Source organism: Sphingobacterium sp. JB170, assembly GCF_900163865.1.
Taxonomy (GTDB): domain Bacteria; phylum Bacteroidota; class Bacteroidia; order Sphingobacteriales; family Sphingobacteriaceae; genus Sphingobacterium.
On sequence record NZ_FUKU01000071.1, the window covers coordinates 54,983 to 80,222 of the forward strand.

The 25,240-nt window shown below is 41.4% G+C and carries 19 protein-coding genes and 1 riboswitch; of the genes, 9 read left to right on the forward strand and 10 right to left on the reverse strand.

Features of this window, described 5'->3' with window-relative positions:
* Positions 1 to 2: 2 nt before the first annotated feature.
* A complete protein-coding gene (locus FM107_RS18410) occupies positions 3 to 575 on the forward strand; it encodes a 5-formyltetrahydrofolate cyclo-ligase (protein WP_086949944.1) in 573 nt (190 codons plus the stop codon).
* A 15-nt stretch (positions 576 to 590) separates the two neighbouring features.
* Here the strand turns inward: FM107_RS18410 and FM107_RS18415 are convergent, their stop codons facing one another.
* Positions 591 to 1,886: an HAD-IB family phosphatase gene (locus FM107_RS18415; protein ID WP_086949945.1), complete on the reverse strand. Its 1,296-nt coding sequence runs from the start codon at positions 1,884 to 1,886 to the stop codon at positions 591 to 593.
* Positions 1,887 to 1,908: 22 nt separating this feature from the next.
* Positions 1,909 to 2,877, reverse strand: a complete 969-nt coding sequence (locus FM107_RS18420; RefSeq protein WP_086949946.1) for an NAD-dependent epimerase/dehydratase family protein — start codon at positions 2,875 to 2,877, stop codon at positions 1,909 to 1,911.
* Positions 2,878 to 2,989: 112 nt separating this feature from the next.
* Here FM107_RS18420 and FM107_RS18425 point away from each other — a divergent pair, with 112 nt between their 5' ends.
* The gene (locus FM107_RS18425; RefSeq protein WP_086949947.1) at positions 2,990 to 4,177 is read left to right on the forward strand and encodes a formimidoylglutamase; all 1,188 of its coding nucleotides are present in this window, start codon (positions 2,990 to 2,992) and stop codon (positions 4,175 to 4,177) included.
* Positions 4,178 to 4,231: 54 nt separating this feature from the next.
* Positions 4,232 to 5,548 carry a DNA recombination protein RmuC gene (gene rmuC / locus FM107_RS18430; RefSeq protein WP_086949948.1) on the forward strand — a complete coding sequence of 439 codons (1,317 nt, stop codon included), beginning with the start codon at positions 4,232 to 4,234 and terminating at the stop codon, positions 5,546 to 5,548.
* Between the two features lie 176 nt (positions 5,549 to 5,724).
* On the opposite strand, the gene FM107_RS18435 is transcribed toward rmuC, so the two are convergent.
* Complete coding sequence (locus FM107_RS18435) at positions 5,725 to 6,564, reverse strand: TraB/GumN family protein (RefSeq protein WP_179204543.1); 840 nt, start codon at positions 6,562 to 6,564, stop codon at positions 5,725 to 5,727.
* Between the two features lie 689 nt (positions 6,565 to 7,253).
* Positions 7,254 to 8,945: a gamma-glutamyltransferase gene (gene ggt / locus FM107_RS18440; protein WP_086949950.1), complete on the reverse strand. Its 1,692-nt coding sequence runs from the start codon at positions 8,943 to 8,945 to the stop codon at positions 7,254 to 7,256.
* Positions 8,946 to 9,075: 130 nt separating this feature from the next.
* Here ggt and FM107_RS18445 point away from each other — a divergent pair, with 130 nt between their 5' ends.
* A complete protein-coding gene (locus tag FM107_RS18445) occupies positions 9,076 to 9,852 on the forward strand; it encodes an endonuclease/exonuclease/phosphatase family protein (protein WP_086949951.1) in 777 nt (258 codons plus the stop codon).
* A gap of 96 nt (positions 9,853 to 9,948) precedes the next feature.
* Here the strand turns inward: FM107_RS18445 and FM107_RS18450 are convergent, their stop codons facing one another.
* The 5 genes from FM107_RS18450 to FM107_RS18470 form a co-directional block, all read right to left on the reverse strand.
* Positions 9,949 to 11,439: a RagB/SusD family nutrient uptake outer membrane protein gene (locus FM107_RS18450; protein ID WP_086949952.1), complete on the reverse strand. Its 1,491-nt coding sequence runs from the start codon at positions 11,437 to 11,439 to the stop codon at positions 9,949 to 9,951.
* Positions 11,440 to 11,456: 17 nt separating this feature from the next.
* Positions 11,457 to 14,717: a SusC/RagA family TonB-linked outer membrane protein gene (locus tag FM107_RS18455; protein ID WP_086949953.1), complete on the reverse strand. Its 3,261-nt coding sequence runs from the start codon at positions 14,715 to 14,717 to the stop codon at positions 11,457 to 11,459.
* A gap of 538 nt (positions 14,718 to 15,255) precedes the next feature.
* The gene (locus FM107_RS18460) at positions 15,256 to 15,582 is read right to left on the reverse strand and encodes a nucleotide pyrophosphohydrolase (protein ID WP_086949954.1); all 327 of its coding nucleotides are present in this window, start codon (positions 15,580 to 15,582) and stop codon (positions 15,256 to 15,258) included.
* 10 nt (positions 15,583 to 15,592) lie between these two features.
* On the reverse strand, positions 15,593 to 16,051 hold the full coding sequence (dtd, locus tag FM107_RS18465; protein WP_086949955.1) for a D-aminoacyl-tRNA deacylase: 459 nt from the start codon (positions 16,049 to 16,051) through the stop codon (positions 15,593 to 15,595).
* Between the two features lie 127 nt (positions 16,052 to 16,178).
* Positions 16,179 to 18,560: a TonB-dependent receptor gene (locus FM107_RS18470; protein WP_086949956.1), complete on the reverse strand. Its 2,382-nt coding sequence runs from the start codon at positions 18,558 to 18,560 to the stop codon at positions 16,179 to 16,181.
* A gap of 55 nt (positions 18,561 to 18,615) precedes the next feature.
* Positions 18,616 to 18,742: riboswitch (TPP riboswitch) on the reverse strand.
* A gap of 209 nt (positions 18,743 to 18,951) precedes the next feature.
* On the opposite strand from FM107_RS18470, the gene FM107_RS18475 reads away from it, so the two are divergent.
* The 3 genes from FM107_RS18475 to FM107_RS18485 are packed head-to-tail and all read left to right on the forward strand — an operon-like array spanning position 18,952 to position 21,955.
* Entirely contained in the window at positions 18,952 to 20,121 is a 1,170-nt protein-coding gene (locus FM107_RS18475; protein WP_086949957.1) for an amidohydrolase family protein, read from the forward strand.
* Between the two features lie 33 nt (positions 20,122 to 20,154).
* On the forward strand, positions 20,155 to 20,433 hold the full coding sequence (locus FM107_RS18480; protein ID WP_086949958.1) for an acylphosphatase: 279 nt from the start codon (positions 20,155 to 20,157) through the stop codon (positions 20,431 to 20,433).
* Between the two features lie 10 nt (positions 20,434 to 20,443).
* The gene (locus FM107_RS18485; protein WP_086949959.1) at positions 20,444 to 21,955 is read left to right on the forward strand and encodes a lipopolysaccharide biosynthesis protein; all 1,512 of its coding nucleotides are present in this window, start codon (positions 20,444 to 20,446) and stop codon (positions 21,953 to 21,955) included.
* 9 nt (positions 21,956 to 21,964) lie between these two features.
* Here the strand turns inward: FM107_RS18485 and dusB are convergent, their stop codons facing one another.
* Complete coding sequence (dusB, locus tag FM107_RS18490) at positions 21,965 to 22,966, reverse strand: tRNA dihydrouridine synthase DusB (protein ID WP_086949960.1); 1,002 nt, start codon at positions 22,964 to 22,966, stop codon at positions 21,965 to 21,967.
* 239 nt (positions 22,967 to 23,205) lie between these two features.
* Between dusB and FM107_RS18495 the strand changes: the two genes are divergently transcribed.
* On the forward strand, positions 23,206 to 23,883 hold the full coding sequence (locus FM107_RS18495) for an outer membrane beta-barrel protein (protein ID WP_086949961.1): 678 nt from the start codon (positions 23,206 to 23,208) through the stop codon (positions 23,881 to 23,883).
* 49 nt (positions 23,884 to 23,932) lie between these two features.
* The gene (locus FM107_RS18500; protein ID WP_179204544.1) at positions 23,933 to 25,219 is read left to right on the forward strand and encodes an SUMF1/EgtB/PvdO family nonheme iron enzyme; all 1,287 of its coding nucleotides are present in this window, start codon (positions 23,933 to 23,935) and stop codon (positions 25,217 to 25,219) included.
* The last annotated feature ends 21 nt before the right edge of the window (positions 25,220 to 25,240 follow it).

A 25,240-nucleotide genomic window follows, 5' to 3' on the forward strand; every position in this document is an offset into this window, starting at 1 on the left:
AAATGGATAAAACGTCTTTACGTATACAATACCGGAAAGCGAGAGCCGAGCTTTCGGCCGCAGAAATAACAACTTATAGCCAGCAAATAGTGGAGCGTTTGTTAAATTTTGATTACTCGACTATCAAATATGTACACACTTTTCTACCGATATTAAGGAACAATGAGCCGAATATGTGGGACTATATACAGGGACTTGAAGAACGTTACTCGCAAATTTCGCTAGCAATTAGTAGGTCCAATCCACACGATTATTCCATGGATCACTTTTTGTATTCGGGGAAGCTGAACCTCATTGAGAACCAGTGGGGAATCGTTCAGCCTGAGGCTGGCGTCCGTATTAAAGAGTCGAGCCTCGATATGGTTATTGTTCCCCTTTTAGTCGCCGATAAAAAAGGGAATCGAGTTGGTTATGGTAAAGGCTTTTATGACCGATTTTTAGCCAAGTGCCGAAAAGACTGTGTAAAGGTTGGAGTGTCATTCTTTGAGCCTGTGTCTGCGATAGCGGATGTTGACCGCTATGATATCCACCTGGACAAATTAGTGACTCCCCAAACTGTTTATTCTTTTAATTAACACGTGAATGGTCCGTTACTTGTATAGTATCCGGAATTTTATCGTGTTATCGATTTGCTTTAACTCTTTGAGCATCTTCTTGTCATAAGCGACATGGACGTCAGTAACTGCATACCCGAGATTTCCTTTGGTCATTAGGAACTGGGAGATGATGTTGATGCCGTTTTCTGCATAGACGTTATTAATCTGTGCCATGATACCCGGAACATTCTCGTGAATATGCAACAACCGATGAGCCTTCGTTAATCGCGGCAAGGTCAGGTTTGGGAAATTTCGACTCATGTCGGTATCACCGTTGTTGATGAAATCGGCCATTCGGCGAGGGATGAACTCCGCATTGCGTTTTTTTAATTTCTTATCATCGAAAATAACAACCCCTTTCTCGGTACAAATTTTTCTGTCGATCGTTTCTTTGCTATCACCGAGCACGCCAATGGTTTTTAACTTATCTGCGCGCGCGAGCTGCTCGTCGTTAAGCTTAACGCCATCGGCCAGTAGCAGCATTCCTACATCTTTGGTGTATTTTTCCTCGAAGGTGTCCTTTATGCGTATGGAAAAGCCGTCACGTTTTAATATGTGTGCAGCAATTTCGGGAACGTCGCCAACCAGTAAACAGAGTATCCTGTTTTTAGGGTATGATATAGCGCGAGGAAGGTCGTTGACATATAGAAATTCATCGAAACTTGGTGTGATATGATCCGCCTTTTCCGTCACACTTTGTCGCGAGATGTTTTCCGTAAAGGCAAAGAATTTTTCGATCAATCCCGACTCCTTCAACTGAAAATCGGAATACCCATCACCTATACCATAGATGCGTCCATCGATTTTTAATTCTTTTAAAAGTTTTACCTTTCCACCCTCGTCAGATAACGGGTTTGTGTCGTCATACCCGATGATGTTTCCCTCCCCATCGAATTTGAAAGTATTGGCATAGATATTTTCCTTTTTAATATGATAGGGAGTGACAACCGGGGTTATGAACTCTTTAAAGCCGCCCGAAACAATCCACGCGGTATCTTGATTTTCTTTAAAAAATTCTTTATTTCTCTCAAATGATCTCGAGACGCTCTTTTTTAAGCGGCTGACTAGTTTATTTAGATGGCTTTTGTTGGCATTCAGTAGTTTCACGCGTCCCGTGAGGGCTTCACGGAAAGATATTTTTCCTTCCATCGCTAAATTCGTGAAGTTCTCTATCTTTTTGTAGATCGCGTCTTTGTCGGGATGGTTTTCCAAGGATATACGTGCCAGCTCATCTAAAGCTTCGACTTGTGTAAAGGTACTATCGAAATCGATGATATAGTAATTTTTCACGTTGGTTTGGTTTGTTATGGGATTATGTATTGAATTCTTTACTCATTTCCTGCAAAGTTACCTCAACAGGTTTGAAAATGTATCCTGTACTATCGGTTACCTTTTTGTTGCTATATGCCAAGCTTGCGGCGGATGCTTCTGCTCCTTCTCGTGTAAGGGCCGCTTTTTTTCGTGTTACAAGCGCAATTAAATGAGCGGCGCGCCAGGCAATACTTAACATAAATGGTTTGGCCGCTATAGTTGGGGCGGGTTTGTTCAGAACATGTGCTACCCGCTCTAAAAGCTCTTTATTGGTGAAATTTTGACTATTTAAAACATATCGCTCCCCAGAAATTGAGGTGTCTTTCATTAAAATGATCATCAGTTTAGCAACATCGGTCACGTCGACGACGCCGACGGTGCCCGGCGGGTAAATTTTCAATCCTTTTTTCACCATGTTAAATATCGTTCCTGCAGATTTTCTGCCGGTGCCTATGCCCATGATGACTGAAGGGTTAACGATCACGGCGTCTAATCCTTCCACGATTCCGCGCCATACGATCATTTCGCTTTCGTATTTTGAGATCGCATAACGTGAATTTTTAGCGCCCTCATCCCACTTACTGTTTTCGCCGATAAGTTCACCGTTTTTACTTTCCCCTAAAGATGCTATTGAACTGACGTGGACAAGCCGCGCACCATGTTCTAAACATAAGTTAACGATGTGGTGTGTGCCTTCAATATTGGTGTGCAACATGGACGCCCAATCGCTTTTTTGGTAGGATATTTTAGCTGCACAGTGATAGACATGGGTAACGCCAGTAAATGCGTCTGCTAAGGCGAAATAATCAGCGATATCTGCATCAATCCATTGCACAAGGGATGAAGCTATTAATGACTCAGGAATCGACGATGTTGGTCTTTTAGTAGCCAAGACCGCTAAACCCTCGTCAATTAAGAATTTGATTAATGTTGATCCCAGAAATCCTGTGCCGCCTGTTACTAATATCACTTGTTAACTTGTTGTTGAAAACTTATTGTTTCCAAAAATAGCTTAATAAATGCATATTTGCGAAATACTCAGTACATTGTTTCTTATTTTATAATATCATTTTCACAATCATATGTCGTTAGTCGATTTTTTTACGCCGGTATCCGTTCAATCTTTTTACCCCGAAGAAGGTTATTATAGCTCCCAATTCGGGAAGTTTATTTCCGTATATGAACAGGAATTCCCGGAGTTAGAAGATGAACAAACCCGTCCGCAGATAGCACTTTTTGGTGTTGAGGAAGAGCGTGGTGCGGTGGATAATGCCGGCACGAAAAAATCACCTGATGCTATACGGAAACATTTTTATAAATTATATCAAGGAGACTATGCTGTTCGGGTGGCCGATTTAGGCAATATTAAAGCCGGAAATACAATTAACGACACCTATTTTGCGGTGAAGACGGTCACCGAGGAGTTGCTGAAAAAGAATATCATTCCTGTTATTATGGGCGGGGGGCATGATATCACTTACGGACAATATTTAGGTTATCAGGGACTTGAGCAGCGTGTGGAGGTTGCTGTTATCGATTCCAAGTTCGACGTCGACCAAGAGGGAATAGAGGATGCAAGGTTAACCTCCAATACATTTTTGAATAAGATAATTTTGCACGAACCGGATTACTTATTTAACTTAAGCAATATCGCCTATCAAACGTATCTTGTCAGTAAAGAGTCTATTAACATGTATGATAAGATCTACTTTAATACGATGCGCATTGGTGCTATTTCCGGCAAATTGGATCAAGCCGAACCACTCATTCGCGCTGCTGATATGGTGAGTTTCGATATTGGTGCAATTCGTGCGTCTGAAGCGCCAGGAAATGTGAATGCATACCCGAATGGGCTCTACGGTGATGAAGCATGTCAGCTTGCTCGGTATGCTGGTATGTCCGATAAGTGCTCTTCGGTTGGGTTCTATGAACTGAACCCTACTTTTGATCCTATGGGACTAACAGCGAGTTTAGTGGCGCAAATGATTTGGTGTTTTGTTGATGGGTTTTACAACCGGAAACATGATGCCCCCGTTGTTCCCAAATCCGATTATATGATTTATCGTACAACGCTTGTTAATGATGATTATGAGCTTGTTTTTGTAAAAAGCAGGAAATCCGACAGGTGGTGGATGCAAGTGCCCTATTTCGGGTCGAAATCTGTAAATGAGCGCTACTATCTGGTTCCCTGTCGATATGAAGATTATCAACAAGCCGTTGATGGAGATATGCCGGACTTGTGGTGGAAGACACATCAGAAGTTGCAGTAGTCAGCGTCGTTTTCCTTGTAGTTGTTTACCCTTCTCCTATAGATTATACAGTATATGGATGTTTTTCTCTTTATTATCATCGCTATTCTTGTTGTGTTACTTATTGTGACCGTGTGGCTCAATGCCAAAAAAGTCAGTCAGCGGCAATATCAGACACTACTCGAACAGCGCAATTCGACCATGCTAAATTTGGCGAAAATAGAAGAGCGGGAGCAGTTATTAGCGCAGACCAATACGCAGCTTGAGGCCGCCTTGGAGAAGGAACGTCAAGAACGCTCTTCAGTTGAACGTACATTGGAAGCGACCAATGCATTCCTTCAGGCACAGCAGGAGAAGTTTTCTGCCCAACAAGATGATATTAATAAGACAAGAGAGAAGTTTCAGCTAGAGTTTCAACAGATAGCCAACACAATTTTAGAAGAGAAGACTCAGAAATTTACTTCTGTTAATCAACTGCAAATGGATCAAATCCTGAACCCATTGAAGGAGCGAATCAAAACTTTTGAGGAAAAAGTGGAACGTACCTACCAGCACGAATCTGCTGAACGGAATGTGCTTAAAGGAGTTGTAGAGCAAATGATGCAGCAAAGTCTGTTAATTAAAAATGAAGCAAACAGCTTGACGCGTGCGCTGCGTGGGGACAGTAAGAAACAGGGAAATTGGGGAGAGGTGATTCTTGAACGGGTCTTGGAGAGATCCGGATTAGTGAAAAATCAAGAGTACCAATTACAATCCGTTTTTAAAGATGATGAAAGTCGGAAAATTCCAGACGCCATTATTATGCTACCAGAAGATAAGCACCTGATCGTCGATTCTAAAGTTTCGCTCACAGCGTATGAGCGCTGGGTTGATTCCGAGGTGCTAGAAGAACAGCAGCAGTATTTGAAAAAGCACGTACAGTCGATTGAGAATCATGTACGCGAGCTTTCGAGCAAAAACTATCAAGATTTGTACGATGTGCATTCGCCGGATTTTGTTTTATTATTCATGCCTATTGAGTCCGCCCTGAGTGTTGCTGTGAAAGAGAAAGCGGATCTATTTTCAGACGCATGGGATCGAAGGGTCGTTATTGTTAGCCCTTCAACGCTATTAGCAACGCTACGGACCATCGCTAGTATATGGGTGCAAGAGCGTCAAAATAGAAATGTGTTAGAAATAGCTAAAGAAGCCGGGGCGTTATATGATAAATTTGTAGGCTTTCTCGCGGATATGCAGCAGATTGATACTCACCTTCAAAAAGCTGCTGAGAAGCACAATGATGCGATGAAAAAACTCAGCACAGGATCAGGGAATGTAATCCGGAAAGTTGAAAATTTAAAAACTTTAGGAGCTAAAGCAAACAAGCAAATTGACAACCGATTTCTGGATTAACGACGTAGATATTTTCGCGAGAGCCACAATTTGATGGATAATATTTCTATCTCATAGGTTTTACAGCCCTTTCTAATTTTAAAAAGTTTTCGACTTATCGATGCTTTTTGTCGGAGCGGAGCTAGTTAACTCGACCCCTGAGGAAAAATACTTAAACAATAATCCAACAAGAAAAACTACATGGTGCTTACCGCACGTTTTAGCTCGACCTCTTCAAGTATAAATCCTCTGGCTCTTAGCTGTTCAAGAATGCCGCATTTTCGTTTCAAATGAAAATATCCGACAGCAATAAAAATATTTTTCTCTCTCAACAAATCGGGAATAGTCTCCATCCACTTATTATTTCGTTGAAAAAGTAGTACATCACTTTCACATTCTTTTTCAAACTCATATTCTATATCAAATACTCGATACCTATTAGCGCGATCACAAGCATCCAAATCTGGTTTGTCACTTGTCATTTGCCTAATCCAATAACGGATATGTTTCTTTTCTTTTTTCCAGTCTGTATCTTTATATTCTTTCTGAATTAATGTTAACTGTAAACTATCTGTTTCCAGCCCATAAGTCTCTACATTATTTTCTTCCGCCATATGTATTAGATAATTGTCGAGATGATCAAATGTATCCGTTGGTTTGGTCGTTTTACATATAGTCCTTTGAAATTGCTGTTGAAGCTTCCATCGAATCTCTATAGGTTTTAGTTTATGTAAATCTACACGCCAATTTCTGGTAATTTCCTTAAGTTTCTCTAACTCTTTTTTCTTTAACTTCTTTTCAATTTCGAGCGATGATTGTCGCCGTTCAATCATTTGTCTTGTATCGTCCACTTTATCGATCGATTCAAAAACCGCAAGTTCAGAGTTCAATAGAGCCTTTTTAATTTCTGGGATTGAATCAACGAAAGAATTTCCAAATTGATGAAACGTTCCAAGAATGTACGATTCCGTATTATTTGTCGTGTCAGATACCTTCCATAAAATAGTTTCTTGGGCGAATGCGGATTGTTGAACCAAAAAGAATATTATTAAATATAGTCTGTATTTCATTATGTCCAGTTTGTTTGATAGCGAGCCAATTATTCGATTAAAATATAGTAACGGAAAAATATAAACTTAAATCCGAAATGCCTCCCGAACTGTTTAGAATCGGTGGGCTTTCTACAAGTATTACTCTCAATGGTCCTGTGTCGTGGATTTGGTACACATTTAGCTAATTGAATTCAATAATTCCTTAATCCCATTTTTAGCAATTCGGCTATCTGCTCCAAGGCATCCAAACTAAGTTACACCTCATTGCTAGTCCAAGGGCAAATAGTGGTTTCGTTTCTTTGTCCAGTTGTTCAGCAACCTGCGTATTGTTTTTGCCCTGTTCTATGACTGCAACTTTTAATTTATTTTAAAAGGCATACATGGGCTCAGCATTTGTAAATACAATCCTAAAAGTTTCGGCCTTTAGGGCTGAGATATAAGGGGTATTTTAATTTTGGTCGATTTAATTTTTTATATCTAAAATATGACCGGCACGCTTATGATTACAATTTTTAGTCAATGATATTTGTTACCTAGAGTTAAATTTAGGAATTTTTTTTCTCAGCATATTGTAAATGCTCCTTTTAATATACCTAAAGATCTAACGTTTTTCGTGCGCAGCGGCAGTGATCGTGTTTTTAATAACAAAGGAGTCCATTTGGACTCCTTTGTTATTAAAAACCAGCGGCAGTATCGTCGCCGCGAGGATCGGCTCCAGCTTGCCGTTTGCCGTTAGGTAATATAATTATATTTTCCATCCGGCCGATTGATCCGCGTTTATGTATAGTGTATCCATCTTCTATTAAGCTTTTTCGAATATCGTCTGAGAGTGCCCCCGTTTCCACGTCAATGCGATCGGGTTGCCATTGGTGATGAAAACGCGGAGCGCTAACGGACTCCTGTGCGGACATACCGAATTCAAGTGTATTTAGAATACCTTGGAAGACCGATGTAATGATTGTTGACCCGCCCGGAGTTCCAATTACCATTTTGAGTTTTCCGTCCTCTTCGATTATAGTTGGCGTCATTGCGCTGAGCATTCTTTTTCCGGGTTGTATGGAATTAGCTTTTCCTCCTAAAAGGCCGTAAATGTTGGGTGATCCCGGTTTTGCGGAAAAGTCATCCATCTCATTGTTTAAGAGGAATCCGGCACCATCAACCCATACACCTGACCCATAAGATCCATTTAAGGTTGTTGTTAATGATACGGCGTTGCCATCTTTGTCGACAATACTGAAATGCGTAGTTTCCTCAGATTCATAACCGGGGAATTTTGCCGCGCTGACCGCTGAACTTGGGGTTGCTTTTTCTAGGCTTACCTTCGACATGCGCTCCTGGTTAAGCTTCTTGTTGGTTAAATACTCTATTGGGACATCATAAAAATCTGGATCACCAAGATGTGTAGCCCGGTCAGCGTAAATACGGCGTTCTGCTTCCACCATCGCACGTATCGTGCTGTCCGACTGGAAGCCCCATTGGGACAAAGGGTATTGTTCTACGGATTGCAGTAGCGCTAAGAGGGCGGCACCGCCGCTTGAAGAAGGGGGCATGGAGATGATTGTGTAGTTTTTGTAATCACCGACAATCGGTTTACGCCATATGGCTTGGTAGTTTTCGAGATCATCATGCGAAATCAGTCCTTTTCCTCGTTTCATTTCTGCGACAATATCATCGGCAACCGATCCTTTGTAGAAGCCGTCTCGGCCATTCTTAGCAATTAAACCTAACGTATTAGCGAGATGTGTTTGCGTAAACAAATCGCCTTCTTTCCATGGTTGATCGCGGATGATTGCTGCTCCAGGCGTGCTAAATTGCTTGAATCTTTTTTGATAGTTGTTGAATTCTTTTGCTTGGAGTGCAGTGATCTTAAAACCGGTATTTGCTAGTTCGATCGCCGGAGCAAGAAGCTCTTGCCAGCTGAGCGACCCATACTTTTTATGCGCCTCTTGCATTCCGGCAACTGTTCCGGGAACGCCGGTAGCCAGGTGTCCATCTAAACTTAATCTAGTAATAGCATTGCCCGCAGAATCCAGGTACATGTCGCGATGGGCAAGTGCTGGTGCCTTTTCGCGGAAATCTAATGCCGCTTTCTCTCCATCTTTACCGCGATAAATCAAAAAACCTCCACCACCGATATTTCCTGCATTGGGGTAGACGACGGCAAGAGCAAATTTAACGGCGATGGCCGCATCAATAGCATTACCACCCTTTTTTAAAATATCTACCCCTACACTCGAGGCCAGCGGATGCGCCGTTATGACGGCAGCATTATCATACTCCTTGGATGCTTCTGTCTTCTGCACGCGCTGCGTTTGGCAGGAAACGAGCAGAAAAAATACAATTATAATGGATGAGAACCTTTTCATGTGGGTAAATATAAGTTAAATGTTAGTTTTTTCCATTTTGTTAGCCTAAATTTAAGGAATATCAAATATTGGATGGTCGGTGCAGAAATAGCATCGTCAAACCACTTGCGAACATTAAACTTTTTCATAAATGCCTAAGCGGATATTCATAATTTTCAGCCTATTGATTTCAACCTTAACAGCCGCGCTCGCGCAGGAGCGTATACGTGTGCTGTCCTATAACATTCATCACGGTAATCCACCAGGAAAACCGGGGGAAATCGATCTGGAAGCGGTTGCTAAACTCATTTTGGAAACTAACGCGGACATTATTGGTATTCAAGAAGTTGATGTGAAATTGTCTAGATCAAATATGATCGATCAAGCTAAAGCATTGGCTGAATTAACAGGGATGGACTATTTTTTCTCCAAAGGTATTGACATGGAAAATGGTCAATATGGAACCTTAATCCTTTCAAAACATAAGATTGTTGGTCGGCGGCGTTACGACCTACCTATGCCGGTTGCTAGTGAGCAGCGGTCATTAGCGATAGTAGATGTCCAACTTTCCTCAGGGAAAATTATTTCATTTGCGAATACGCATCTGGATCTAAAAAATGAAAATAAACTTGCTCAAGTCGATCATATTCTGGAATTGGCCGATTGGTATAAGCGTCCGCTAATATTGGTAGGTGATTTGAATGCGACGCCCGATAGTGCCCCAATTAAAAAACTTGAAGGATCCTTTGTTCGCAATACATCCAGTAATGGACCCACACATCCAAATGTAGAGCCCAAAAACGAGATCGACTATATTATGGTTGCCGGTCATACTAAATTTACGTGGAAGGATTATAAGCGTCATTCAGAATCGAACCTTTCAGACCATTTGGCTGTAAATGCCGATCTTATTGTCCAGTTTGATTGATAAGAGTAACGTGCGCGTTATATTGCGTCGTATATTCATGAAAAAAGGCAATAACGAGTAATGCTCGCTATTGCCTTTTAATAAAATTACTGTAAATTAATTTAACGGGTTTTGTACTACAACACCCAACGTCCGATCTATCTCACCTTGCGGAATTAGGAATTGCCATCGAGAATCACCAGCTGGAACTTCCATGACTAAAGCAAGGGTCGTGTTATGGTTAGCACCTAATCGAGAGAGAGGGAGGTTGAGGCGTTTTAAATCGTAAAAACGGAAACCTTCTCCCCATAGTTCCAATCGACGTTGTATTAAAATTTCGTCAATTAGACTTTCCCCTCTCAAGTTTGTTTCATATTCAGAGTCTCGAGTTGTAATTAGCTCATTTAAAATTTCTCTCGCTTGTAGGTCTTGACCTAATCTTGCTTTGGACTCTGCTTCGATTAGGTACATTTCTGCTACACGCATAAAACCGAGATCTCCTGCACTATTCGAGGCATCAGCGAGCACGAATTTTTGTGTCATGTAAGGATAGCGAGCCCCACCCGAGGCGATCTTGAAATCGGGATCTTTTCCTGTCGGGTCCCACAAAGTAGCGCGGATGTCTGTCTCGGAAAGATGGCTATATAACAATGAATTTATCGCTTTAGGATTTCCTCTGGTGTTCGTGGAGCTAAAGTTGCCTAAGTAAGCAAAAAAGCCATAAAAATAAGTCGTCTGATCTGCCCGGTGCTGAATTCCCCATATCCACTCTGGATTCTCAATATTTGAAAAACCGGCCGCATATTGTACTTTGTCCATCAAAGAAAATCCTGTACGGGCTTCTTTGGCCAATTGGTCCGCGAGTTCATAGTTTTGCTGTGTTAGAGCAACTCGAGCTTTTATTCCTTTTGCAACATTAATATTTAAATGAGACTTGTGCGGCCGTTCGGTACTCGATGATAAAAGACGAATTGCCTCGTCAATATCTTGATTTATTTGTGTATAGGTTTCTTCAACTGTTGATCGTGGTACGGCAATCTCGCTAGGTTCGACTATTAAAGAAATTCCTAGTCCCGAATTGTTTCCTCCTTTTTCATATCGTTTCCCATACAATTGTACCATTTGATAGTATGCCCACGCACGGTAAGCATATGCCTGTCCCTTTATGAAGTTTCTTTCTTCGTCGGTACCGACAGCATTATCAATATTAGCAATAATTAAATTTGCATTACCTATTACAGCATAATACATACCGTAGTTATCCCTTACTATGTTTGCAGATGCACTTACATGGCTTTGCCATTTATATTCTGAGTTGAACCACCCGTTACCCGCGGCCGTCATCACCAAATCTTCACCTAAGACTTCCATCCAGATCATATTTCCACTTTGACCACCATTGGCTTGGTTTCCGTACCATTGACTGTATAATAGTTTGTGAATTCCATCTACCGCGGCCATAGCATTAGATGTTGTTGCAAAGACCGTCTCTGGAGAAATGATTGACGTTGGTGTAAGTTCTAGCTTTTTATTACAACCAGTTATTCCACTGCTTATTAATGCAGCTCCCAATAGGTAGGTGGATATTTTTTTATTTATAATTTTCATTTTGAATCGCTTTTAATTTATAAACCGAAATTAATACCAAAGTTAATTACACGCGCCGGAGAGTAAGACGACGTGCCTTGAACCCCCGTGATGCTAGAGAATGTATTCATTCCTTTTCTCGCTGTAACAAAAAACACATTTTCTGCACTAGCAAAAATACGCGCACGCTTGATACCTGTGCTCCCTAAGAAAGTCGAAGGTAGGGTGTAGCTCATGTTTATTGAGCTAAGTCCGAAATAATCTGCTCGTGTAAGAAATCTACTTGATGTGGCTCCGTGTTGACTAGTACGACTTAAATCCATACGAGGGACGTCAGTAATATCGCCAGGTTGTTGCCACGCATTTAATAGATCTTTGTGAAGATTGCTGCCGTTAGTGCTTCCAGAGGACATGAATGAAGCGTATTGGCTGTCGTACGCCCAACCGCCGACACTGTAAGTCATCACAAAACCTAAATTAAAACCTTTATACGAAAATTGGTTCACAATGCTACCATAGACTGTGGGAAGAGCAGATTTGCCAATCCAACCTTGTTTTGCATAGTTTTGATTATACGTTAATGTGTCGGTACCAATTATTTTGAAATTATCTGCATAATTGTCTGCATTAGGATCAATGGTTACGCCCTCGTCGATACCACGATAAAGTGCCATTCCGTTTTCCGGATCTACTCCGTAAAAATCGCGCGTATAATAATCATACATGGAGTGCCCGACAGCTCTTTTATACGGACTAGATACGATTTCTGGGCTCTCTTCCGGCATTTTCGTTATTTTGTTTTTTATGGTACTAGCATTTAAAGTCAAATTCCAATTGAAGTTTTCCTTACGGATTATATTACCCGTTATTGAGAATTCAAAGCCTGAATTCCGCATATTACCCACATTTTTATAAATAGAATAGGATCCATCAGTCGTCCCTCCATTGTGATAAGGCTGATTTACTTCATATAGTAAATCTGATCCTAACTTGGTGTAATATTCAAAAGTACCTGTGATACGATTGTTTAAAAAACCAAAATCGACGCCCACATCAAATGGTTTTTGAACTTCCCATTTTAGGTCCGCACTCCCTATATTAGATAAAACAGCTCCTGAATAAGATCCATTATTCGAAATTGAATATCCCTGTTGATACGGATAGTATACGGCATCCCCATCGCTATCTAAAAAGGCATTATTCCCAAGTGCGCCATATGAAGCTCTTAATTTGAATAGGTCGACCCAAGCTAAATCTTTTACGAAATCTTCTTGGTCCAGCCTCCATGCGCCGCCGACAGACCAGAACATACCCCATCGATTGTGTGCAGGTATTTTGGAATCACCATCGTAGCGTAATGAACCGCTAAAGTAATATTTCTTTTGGTAGTCATAGTTTGCACGAACGAAGTAACTTTCTAAGGTTTTTTCAAATAAACTCTCGCCTAAGCCCGTAATGTCAGTAAAGTTTGAGAAAACATAGAAATTTTCAAATCCTTCACCTTGTCTCCGCCCCCAGATGCCCGAGTATTTGTAATAGTTGTATTCGTGCCCTGCTGTTGCTTCGATGCTATGATCACCTATTACTTTGTTTGCCTGTAGCAACTGGTTAAACAAATAATTGTAGGTACGATAAGCGTTGCGATACATTCTACCTGCTGGTGCACCGTCGCCGACAATTGTATTTTCATACTCTGTCGATGTTGTATTATATATGTCGGCGCTTAGGTTAGTCGTGAACGTCAGCCACGGTAATAATTTAACATCGAAAAATGTTCTAGCGGTAATTAAATCACCGCTACTTTTGTCTATGTTCCATAGGTTCTCAGCAATCGAGTGGCGTCCGCTATTAAAAGGTCGAGAAATGCCATACTGTGCAGAAAGATTTCCGTAGTCGAAAACTCTATCTCCTAGTTCATCCAAAATAAATTCTCCTGTTGTTTGATCATGGACATATACCGGATAAATCGGTGCAATTGACCGTGAGAAGTAAAATGGGTTTACTATTCCGGTTCCTGTGTTGGCTGAGTTGCCAGAGTAATGAGATCCTGTCATATTTAGGCCGCCTCGTAACCAGCTGTTAATTTCGGTATTGGCATTTAACCTAGCTCTGTATGTCTGCCTGTCTGAACGCAGCGCCCAGCCTTCTTCATCAAGGAAATTGAATGAGGTGTAAATGTCTGAGTTCTTAAATCCGGTATTATAGGTGATTCCGTATTCGTTCCGCCGACCTGTTTTTGAGCTCTGTTCCAACCAATCTAAATCGTCTCCGTATTTTAAAGTGGCGTTTGGATTTAAACGGCCATCAAGGCCTATTAACTCACTGTTCGGAGTATTGAAAGCGTTATAGTTTCCCGTAAATTCGATCAAATCATCAAAAGTCTGGTCATCATAAATTTGTTTGCCATCTGCATTGCGCCCGTATACTCCAGAAGCCAGTTGCGCAGCTACATCGGAAGGAACTCCATTATTATAATGGTATGAGTTTTTCATTGCTTGCCACATCAACTGATAGTACTCACCGGCATTTACAGTATTGTACCCAGGCAATACGTTCGTGTTAGTCCCTAGTTGTACTTTGACATCGAGACCTGCTTTACCTTCACTTCCTCGTTTGGTAGTTATCATGACAACCCCGTTTGCCCCTCGTGATCCAAACATTGTGGTCGTTGCAGCATCTTTTAGTACCGAAATATTTTCGATGTCATCGGGATTTATATTGGCCATTCCTCCATTGAACTCAATACCATCGACGACGATTAAAGGGCTGTTGCTCGAAGAGTACGAACCTATCCCACGAATACGAATTGTTGGGCTTGAGCCGGGTGTCCCACTCGGGGTACCTGTTTGCACCCCCGGTCCTGATCCCTGTAATGCCGATAAAGGGTTGGACAAAGGTCGTTTATCAAGGTCTTTAGATGATAATGTAACAGCAGAACCTGAAAAGTCCTCTTTTTTTACTGTTCCATAGGCGACAACGATGACCTCGTCTAATGAAGTCTCGGAGTTTACTAATGAGACGTCGATGGTTGTTTGGGAGCCTGAATTGATGTTTTGCTCCAGAAATCCAACCGCGGAAAAAACCAAAACATTTCCATTTTGACTAAGAACAATCGAATAATCTCCATTTTTGTCGGTTTGAGTGGCGAAACCATCTCCTTGAATTTTAATAGTCACTCCAGAGATTGGGCGACCATCGTCTTGGGCCGTTACGCGCCCTTTTACGACTCGATTTTGTGCAAATGATCCCCCAATAAAGAGGATACAAAGCAAAAGAGTACAGAGTAGCTTTTGTTTCATAAAAGTTGTTAGTTAAGTGAATTGTAATCTACAATCTACCCCTGGTGGGTTTAATTGTGATGTTAGTAAGTAGTTAATAATTCGGCGTACGAAATTTTTGTATTTTATACCCTGATAATTGCCCTAAATATATAAAACAAATTTAAAGAATTTAAATTGTGGGTTGGTTTTGAACAAAGTGGAGGTTCGATAGGCGCGCTTTCTGGATATTTTAAATCTCCTTTTGGATTCGTGCCTTAGACTGGCTGCGTAGTACTCTAAAGCGCTATTCCGTTAGTAGAACCACGTGAAAGCATACCGAAACTTATTCTGTAAATCGTCTCCTTTTAATAAAAAACCGCTTACTTTATTGAAAAATATGTTAATTATTTGATAAAATACGTTAACAATAATTTGTGTAACTGAGCGTTGTGAGAATTTGAGTGTATTTTTTTTAAAAAGATTCTCCAATAGGGGTAAAGAAGGGGAAGGTTTCCCCTTAAAGCGTTCACAAGGAAGACATTTTCACTAGTTAGTGCTATTCGGAAGTTTCGCTATACTACTTTAATTTTTCGTTGTTCTTATGACGATCGGAATCACGAATAGATTTCTTTTCTAAGTTTTTTTCAAGAGCCTCCGTTAAATCTATCCCAGTTTGATTTGCTAAGCACATTAAAACAAATAGCACATCAGCCATTTCATCAGCGAGATCGACCTCTTCATCAGATTTTTTAAACGATTGTTCGCCGTATTTTCGTGCCATAATTCGCGCTACTTCACCAACTTCTTCCATGAGGATTGCGGTATTGGTTAATTCATTGAAGTAACGGATCCCCGTCGTGTTGATCCATTTATCGATAAGCCTCTGGGCTTGTTTAATAGTCATGTTGGTAATTTTAAAAGTTGTCTTTGTCATTAGTATCCATGATGATTGTCACAGGCCCATCGTTCTCTAAATCGATCTTCATATCGGCTCCAAAACGGCCAAGCTGAATAGCTTTTTTAAGCAAATTGTTGAGTGTGGTCGCCATCATTTGATATTGTGTTTTAGCGAATTCGGGGTTTGCAGCGCGAATGAAGGAGGGGCGATTTCCTTTTTTCGTGTGGGCGAAAAGGGTGAACTGTGAGATAAGTAGTATTTCGCCATTCCTATCGAGAATCGACTTATTCATCAGTCCCTGCTCATCAGAGAATATTCGCATATTCACGATTTTATTCGCGAGCCAGCTAATGTCCGTATGATCGTCTCGGTCTTCAATCCCTAGAAATATCACAAGGCCATGCTTGATCGTTCCCGTGGCTATTCCCTCTACGGTACATGAAGCATGATTGACACGCTGGATTACTGCTCTCATGCCGCAAAATAGCAGATTTATCTTTGATTAAAAAACCTTGGGAGTTTAAATTACAGCTTGGCTGAAGAATTACCATTGCCCAACAAGGTGGTCGACTCGTTGGGCAACGGCGCTTTTGTATCCGCTTTTAAAACTGGATATTCAATCCTAATAGGAAATTTGTTCCCGCTTGCGGGTAATATGCATTAGCGTATAGGCGCTCGTTCGTGGGTGTAATGCCACCATACGTATATCCGTTCGATTCGTATTTTTCATCCAGAATGTTATTGATCGCAAGGTTTGCATCAATATTCTTGAAGCCCCACATGGAAAAACTATACCTAAGGCGCAAGTTATTAACGAAAAACGGATCGACGCTACGGGCGGTCTGGGCGGTGTTATCCAGATATTGCCGGGAAACGTACTTGCTCAACAAGCTAATATGGAACGGTGTATATGGATTGTACGAAAATTCATTGGATAATACCACAGATGGAGAGAATGATATCGTTGTAGAAGGATATTCTTTAACTACCTGCGGGTCGCCCGTTTCATTCCAATTTTCATCCATTACGGTGAGATATTCCTGATAGTTTTTGATTTTATTATCGCTAAGTCCCGCCGTTGCTTTCCACAAAAATTTAGGTTTAATTTGCCATGCGCCGTCAAATTCGAAACCCAATCGGTAACTCTCAGGGGCATTTTCGCGAATCGATCCGCCGACATCATTAATTTGACCAGTTAATATGAGTTGATCTTTATAAAACATGCCGTATAGGTTTGCACCTATTTGTATGGCGTCAGTTTGCCAACGATATCCCGCTTCGATGTCATGCATTTTCTCGGCCTTAGGACGTGCGTTTGCCACGGATTCTACATAGTCGTCGCGGACCGGCTCTTTGTTCGCAAAAGCATAAGAAAGATAGAGGTTGGAACGCGGCGAAAGAATAAATGTAGTTCCTACTTTAGGGTTGAAAAAATGATGTTTTATATTCACGTCCGTGAGTTCTCGATTGCGGTTGTACCCCTGAAAAGTGTAATCGACGAATCGATACTGTAAATCTGCGAACAGACGTAGCTTCCCAAAATTGCCGTTCCATTTACCATAAATGTTTGCGTCATTTTTTTCGGCGTCATTAAAATAATATTTGTCGTTAATTTTGCTGTCTGAGGCATATTGCGCCCAGATTATTTCACCATAGTGATCACCGCGATATTGATTGATAGCGCCACCGATTATGAGATTGTGTTGCGCATTGAACGTATGGTTCATGGAAAACACGGTCCCGTAGAAATGATTATCCAACCAACGTCTTCTGATCAAATCGGTTGTCGAGATTATTGTTCCATCTATATCGATTGGTTGGAGTCCATATGCCTCGAAGTTCTGCTCGGTTTTGTATTCTTCGTAATACCCGGCTCCTTTGGTGTAATGAAGTGCTGCATTGAATGTGGTATTTTCCGAAGCAAAATAACTGTAATGAAGATGGTGATGTGTTTGGGTGTAATTGTCGGTTTGATTTTCATATTCAAAACCGTTGTACCGGCGGTTTGTTTCGAGCATTTCTTCAGGAACACCGTCCCAAGCTTGGTAAGTTTTTTCCTTACCAGAAAAGATTGTTGCTTTCAATTGATGTTTTGCTCCGTAGTAGCCCGCGTCGACGTAGAATGATTTTAGGTCTGAACTTGCCCGATCGATATAGCCATCAGAGCTGATTCTCGAAAGCCGCGCATTGAGGGCGAATTTATTATTGATAAGTCCGGATCCCACCTTGACGGTGTTTTTCCACGTGTTGTAGGAGCCAAATGTATTGTTCAGTTCGGCATTTGGTAAGGAGTCGAGTTCATCAGACTGTATATTTAATGAAGCGCCGAATGCACCGGCACCATTGGTGGATGTCCCAATACCTCGCTGGATCTGTATGCTTTGTGTGCTTGAGGCAAAATCAGGAAGGTTCACAAAAAACGACCCCATACTCTCTGCATCATTTAGTGGAATGCCATTGAGTGTCACATTGATCCGCTGATTGTTAGAACCGCGCACTGTAATATTCGTGTATCCAATACCAGCTCCGGCATCCGAGCCCACGACGACCGATGGCGTTTGGTCGAGCAGGTAGGGCAGATCTTGTCCAAGGTTGTTTTTTTGTATCTCTTCCTTTGAAATATTTTTATAGGTGCTGGCTGCGTTCTCACCCACACGGGTCGCAAGTACATATACTTCGCCGGTGTGCCGGTTTTCTAATTGAAGCTCGATATCAATTGCTGATAGATTAGCGAGCGTTACTCGCTTGTGGTAGGGCGCGTACCCCAGAAAACGTACGCTGATAAGGCTTGCGATTGTGTCGATTTTATCAAAAATTGCTTTACCATTTGCATTAGTTGCTTTGGTTTGATTTTGTAATTCGACCGTGGCTCCTTGTAATGGTTTTCCATCGTAAGAATGAACGTTTACTTCGAATCGTTGTTGTGCCGAGGCGACGATGTTGATGAGCGCTAAACTAAGCGTCAGGATCCAATACTTAAACATAATTTGAAAAATACATGTGTTAAACTCGCTGGTATTAAGGGGTTCATACCAACTTTTGTGATTTAACTAACCTTCCCTACGCCAGCATTATCTGGATCAGGTGCGTCTCACGTTGTTGTGAAACTGGGTATATTCTCAGCCTTAATTCGTGTTAAAAAAACAAGGCACCCCTAATGATGAGGCAAAGCTAAGGAATTAAACTGGATTGACAAAAACTGGTTGGTTCTCGCATTGATTAAATTTATTAATATGTTATGTGTGGCGGTAGAGCTGTGGTTAAAAAAACAATATAGCCGGGATATTAACCTGGTTATTCGTTCGATATATTATCGTGGCTTAGTTTTTGATATCGTACGCTGTAATTCAGAAAAAATAAGTTTAGTATAACAAAATGAGGTATATATCCGCTAATATTGTCGTTCCCGTTACGGATAATTTTATAAAACGAGGTGTGGTGGCTATTGATGAATCAGGCGTAGTTGTCGGATTATATAAAGACGATGATTTAGCCGTGCAGAACGTCGAAATAGAATTTTACGAAGGTGTATTGATTCCCGGTTTTGTGAATGCACATTGCCATATCGAGTTGTCGCATATGTTAGGTAAAACAGTGCGCGGAGAGGGGCTGCCGAAGTTTTTAGCACAGGTGATGAAGTTCAGGGAAACTTCGCAAGACACGATTTTATCTGAAATTGAACTTGCCGATCAAAAAATGTTTTCCAATGGAATTCAGGCTGTAGGTGACCATGTTAATACCAGGTTATCGGCGGATGTTAAATCACGTAGTCCCATATATTATCATACTTTTGTCGAGGTGATGGCTATGCGTAAAGAGGACATTCAGACCCGCATCGACCTAGCACGAGATAATGAATTTTACTTTGATTCGGATCATACGTCAATAACACCTCATGCTCCTTATTCGTGCTCTAAAGATCTTTTTAAAGCCTTTCGCAATGCGATCCAGGAGGATAATATACTGAGTATTCATAACCAAGAAAGCGAAGAGGAGAATAAACTTTTCCGTTATCGGACTGGTGAGTTTTTAGATTTTTACGATGAAATGGGGTTTGACGCGTCCGCGTTTAAGGCCCAGGCTCGTAATTCTATCCAATCGTATCTGCCACATCTGCCCAAAAGCAATAAGGTTATTTTGGTCCATGACACTTATACATCGCTCAAAGATCTAGACTTTATTAACCGGCAAGGGCAAGATGTTTTTTATTGCATATGTCCGAAAGCGAACTTATATATCGAAGGTAAATTACCCAAGTTACTTAACTTTATTCCGGATCAAGCGCGCATGCTTGTGGGAACCGATAGCCTTGCTTCTAATGATAGCCTAGATGTTCTTAGTGAGCTTAAAGTACTTTTGGCGAATTTCGATCATCTTGATTTCTTGCAAGTTCTGCGCTGGGCAACTATCAACGGGGCGGAGGCATTAGGTTTTGCAGATACGATCGGGTCGATCGAAGTGGGTAAAAAACCCGGCCTAGTTCTCTTGGAGGGCATGAATAATCTCCGGCTCACTGAACGCGTTAGCTTGCGGCGAATCGTCTAATTTGTTCAATTATTCTTTATACATTTGTTTGTGATGAAGCATTATGTTATAACGGTAACGGGGAAGGTACAAGGCGTTTATTTTCGAGATACTTGCAAAGCAGTGGCCGATCAGCTCGGTGTAAAAGGGTTCGTGCGCAATAATACCGATGGAAGTGTTTATATTGAAGCCGAAGGCGATGACTTTGCGTTAGGATCTTTTTTAGAGTTTTGTCACGAAGGGACCGACCGGGCAGAAGTAACATCTGTTGACCACACCGAGAGTGTCCTTCAGCATTTTCAAAACTTCGCCGTCCTAAGAAAGAAAAAATAATAGAGCAACCGTGTCTGTAGTTAAGCGATTTCTGAATGATACTGCCATTTATGGGTTATCAACGATAGTCTCACGGCTATTGAATTTTATCCTCACCCCACTTTTCATAAGAAAGTTCGACACGACAATATATGGCATTTTTACAAATCTATATTCCTGGGCCGCGTTAATAAATGCCTTTTTGGCTTTTGGGATGGAGACGACCTATTTCAGGTACCTCCAAAAAGTAGACGCCAAGGACAAACCAAAAGTATTTAACCACACTTTTCTGATCACAATTTTTACTAGTGGCGTACTCCTTGTGACCCTGCTGGTTTTTCTTGATCCGATTGCCGATTGGTTTGGTCTCCAAGGGATACAGTCCGTGTCGGATTATCGCGTTTATATATTGTGCGTAGGGCTTACGCTAGCCGTGGATGCATTGGCTGTGGTGCCGTTTGCCAAACTACGCTCACAGAATAGACCGATTCGTTATGCGGCATTAAAGACCGTTAATATTTTACTGTTCGTGGGCTTTAATTTATTGTTCTTGGTGATCGTGCCTTGGTTTTTTACACATTTCCCCGAATACCAATCCTCATTCGCTTGGTTTAGACCCAACTGGCTGGGGTATGTTTTTCTATCTAATTTGGTCGCCAGTTTTATTACCCTACTGCTGCTTATTCCCGAGATGCGCTCCTTTACGCTTCAAATTGATAAAGTTCTAATGCAGAAAATGTTTAATTACAGCTTTCCTGTTTTTGTGGCCAATGTGTCGTTTATAGTCAACGAACATCTCGATAAAATATTAATGCCCTCGCTTTTACCCGAAGGGATCGGCGAACGTGATTTGGGGATTTATGGTGCGATCGCGAAAATTGCTGTGTTCTTGAGTATTTTTGTGCAAGCGTTCCGCTTAGGTGCAGAGCCATTCTTCTTTTCCTATGCGAAAAATGGGAATGCACGGGTTGTATATGCGATGATTATGGAGTATTTTGTTATTGCAATGATGCTGGTGATGGTAGGCCTGTCTATGAATATTGAATGGTTAAAATATTTTATAAAAGGGGCGGATGCTGTTGAATCGCAGAAATATTGGTCAGGTTTAAACTATATTCCCATCATTTTATTTAATTACGTGCTTCTGGGGATATACATGAACCTTTCTATTTGGTATAAGCTGACCGATCAAACCAAGTATGGGCTTTATATTTCCGGTATTGGGGCGGTGATAACGATTGTCTTATGTTGCCTATTTATTCCGTCGATGAGCTACGTTGGGGCTATATTGGTTACCAGTATCGCGTATCTCGTGATGGTCGGTCTTTCATATTTCTGGGGACAGCGCTATTATGCCATACCTTACAAGGTCAGCAAGATTGCAACACACATGTTATTAGGTAGTAGCATTATTGCGTTCAATTATATCGTGTTCGATCGAAATTTCTGGTCTGGGAATTTATTAATGCTGGGGTACATTGGATTTATCACGTTTCAAGAGTGGAAATTTCTGCGCAGGATATTGACTGCTCGAAGGAAATAGCTGCCGGGTTTAATAGGCAAAGACTTCCTCGGCGAATTTGTCTTGAATTTCATGCAACACGTCCATAATTTCTTCATAGCGCTGTAAGCTCACCAGCTGCGTTCTGTACTCTTTGAAGTTTGGTATACCTTTAAAGTAATTCGCGTAATGACGGCGCATCTCGAATATCCCAGTTTTGTCGCCTTTCCACTCAATTGATTTGCTTAGATGCGTTTTACAGACCTCTACACGCTCGGCGATTGATGGTCCAGCAAGCCGCTCTCCCGTGTTAAAGAAATGTTTGATTTCCCGAAAAATCCACGGATAGCCAATTGAAGCTCGTCCAATCATTATGCCATCCACCTCATATTCTCGTCTCCAAGCAACCGCCTTTTCTATTGAATCTACATCGCCGTTTCCAAAAATTGGAATCTGAATGCGAGGGTTGCGTTTGATATCACGGATTAGTGTCCAATCTGCGTGTCCTTTATACATCTGGGCGCGCGTTCGGCCATGTATCGATAGCGCCTTGATTCCTATATCTTGCAGCCGTTCCGCAACTTCGTAGACATTTTTCGTGCTGTCATCCCACCCTAAACGCGTCTTTACCGTTACTGGCAGACTAGTGGCATCGACGACTGCTTTGGTCATGGCGACCATTTTGTCGATATCTTGTAGCAAACTTGCCCCAGCACCGCGGCATGCAACGTTTTTTACCGGACAACCGTAGTTGATATCGATTAAATCGGGCTGCGCAGCCGTGCAAATCTCTGCCGATTGACGCATGCTTTCGATATCTGATCCGAAAATTTGGATCCCTATAGGGCGTTCATATGTGAATATATCAAGCTTTTGTCTGGACTTGGCTGCATCACGGATCAGGCCCTCCGAGGATATAAATTCGGTATACATCATGTCGACACCATTTTGTTTACATACGAAACGAAATGGGGGATCGCTAACATCTTCCATTGGAGCTAGCAATAAAGGAAAGTCTCCTAAGTCTATGTTCTCGCCAATTTTTACTGCCATCTTCTGATTTTTTTTACAAAGATACGAAAATTCGAAATGGTAATATATTTACATGAAACGGTGCTAATATCGTTTCGTAATATAAATTTATTGCTGCCGAATTACCCGAGCACCGGGCTAACGACGATGTAGCAATGAATTGCTCGACAAAGGATGCCCGGTTAAATACTTTGGTAAGGTTCTTGTTACCAAAGTAGGCATTGTTATATTTTATGTATTGCTAACAAGAATCTTTAAAAATGAAAAAAACTATTTTTTCTCTACTATTATTTGCAGTTTGTGGTTTGAAATCGGCACAAGCACAGTTTTCTAGACCTGTAAGCGTTGGCGTTGGAGCCGGAACAACAATTAACCTGACAGACTTAGCAAACGTAGAAGCTAATTTTGCTGGACATATAGACGTTGATGGATTAATAACACCTTATACTTCCGTGGGTATCCACGCAGAAAAAGGAAGACTTAGCGGAAATGGGTATGACAGTGATTTTAAGAATGACTATCTGGCTTTTAATTTGAATGCTAAGGTAAGGGTTGGTCAGTTTATGGATACGGGCGACAATCATAGCTACCACAATCTCAAAGCAAGTATGTTTACTAAAATTGTTTCCAATATATACGTTGGAGCGGGTGCCGGGATGATGAAAAATTCAATTACGAATTCAATCTCACCAATCTACGCCCCATCTGTTGAGGAATTCGCCGATGATTTGGATGGCTTTCATTTTGTCGTCCCGATTAATGTTGGGGTTGATATTCCTTTTGGGCGCACACTGTATGGGCCGCAATGGGCAATCAATGTCAATTATCAACACACCATTACTACGAATGACAACCTAGACGGTGTTATTAATAGTAAAAACGATCATTACGGGTATGTTTCTTTAGGAGTTAAATATGCATTATTTAACAGAAATTAAGAACAAACAGTCCAGATTCATAATTAAAACTCAAAAATTTACGCGAAAGATGAAAGGAATATTTCGAAATCGACTAGGTGTAGCAGCCTGTGTGGCATTATTAGTTAGTGTTGCAGGGTGTAATACGTCAAGTAATATGTATAATGCGCCCAAAGTGTCTGCTTTCAAAGATGGAAAATTGCCAGCGCCTCCAGGTATGGTTTATGTACCGTCTGGCACGATTTTATTTAAAGGGTCCCTAGACAGTGGTAATGTGGGGAAAAACATAAGTTTGAGTGCTTTTTTTATTGATGAAACAGAAGTAACCAATAAACAATATCGTGCATTTGTAAACTGGGTAGCAGACTCCGTAGCGGTTACCGATTATCTAAACGATGACCAGTATTTTCTTGATGTCGCCAGCGAAAATGGTGAAGGCAGACGGATTGATTGGAAAAAGGTTAAGAAAATTTCACCTATTTGGAGAAGTTCTGACCCGTCGATTGCCGAAAGGATTGCACCAATGTTGGACATGAAGGGAACGAGTCGTTCTTTGAATGGCGATGCGGTAAAATATCGTTATGCGTACTTAAAAAGCAAAGGAAATCGAAAGAAGGAATTTGTTACCGATACCGTTTCGGTAATTCCTGCAGAGGACATTTGGTCGAAGGACTTTCCCAATGCACAACTGACATCGTTAGATGCCAATTATTTCACGCACCAGTCGTTTGATTATTACCCCGTGATAGGTGTCTCTTGGCTGCAAGCTAGGGCATATGCAGACTGGCGCGGGAAAGAGATGATGGCCAACGTGATGAAAAATTCTTATTTGAGCGGATACCAACTAACATTCAGTCTTCCGACCGAAGCGCAGTGGCAATACGCTGCTGAAGGGAAATTGGATCCTAGAGATACCGTAGCCAGTACACGCTACACGGTTGAAGGTGAAGAAGGAAAAGAAAAACTTGCTGTTAACTATAAACAAGGAGAGGGGACCTATTCGCGAGATGGTGCAACTTTTACGCTGCCGGTAAAATCCTATACCCCTAATAAGTTTGGTTTATACAATATGGCAGGTAACGTGTCCGAGTGGACACTTGACGCGTATAGCCCGTCTGCTGTAGCCTTTGTAAACGATTTAAACCCCGTGCTCCTTTATGATGCTGATCATGATGATGCCGATGCGCTAAAACGCAAAGTGGTTCGTGGTGGATCGTGGAAGGATAATGGCGAGCAGCTGAATAGTGAAACTAGAAATTATTCGGTGGATTACGAACCACATTCCTATATAGGATTCCGGTGTGTAATGTCTGCGTTTGAGTTACCGACGACCCAGAGTAAAACCCGTAAATATTAGGAACTGATTTGTTAAAGAATT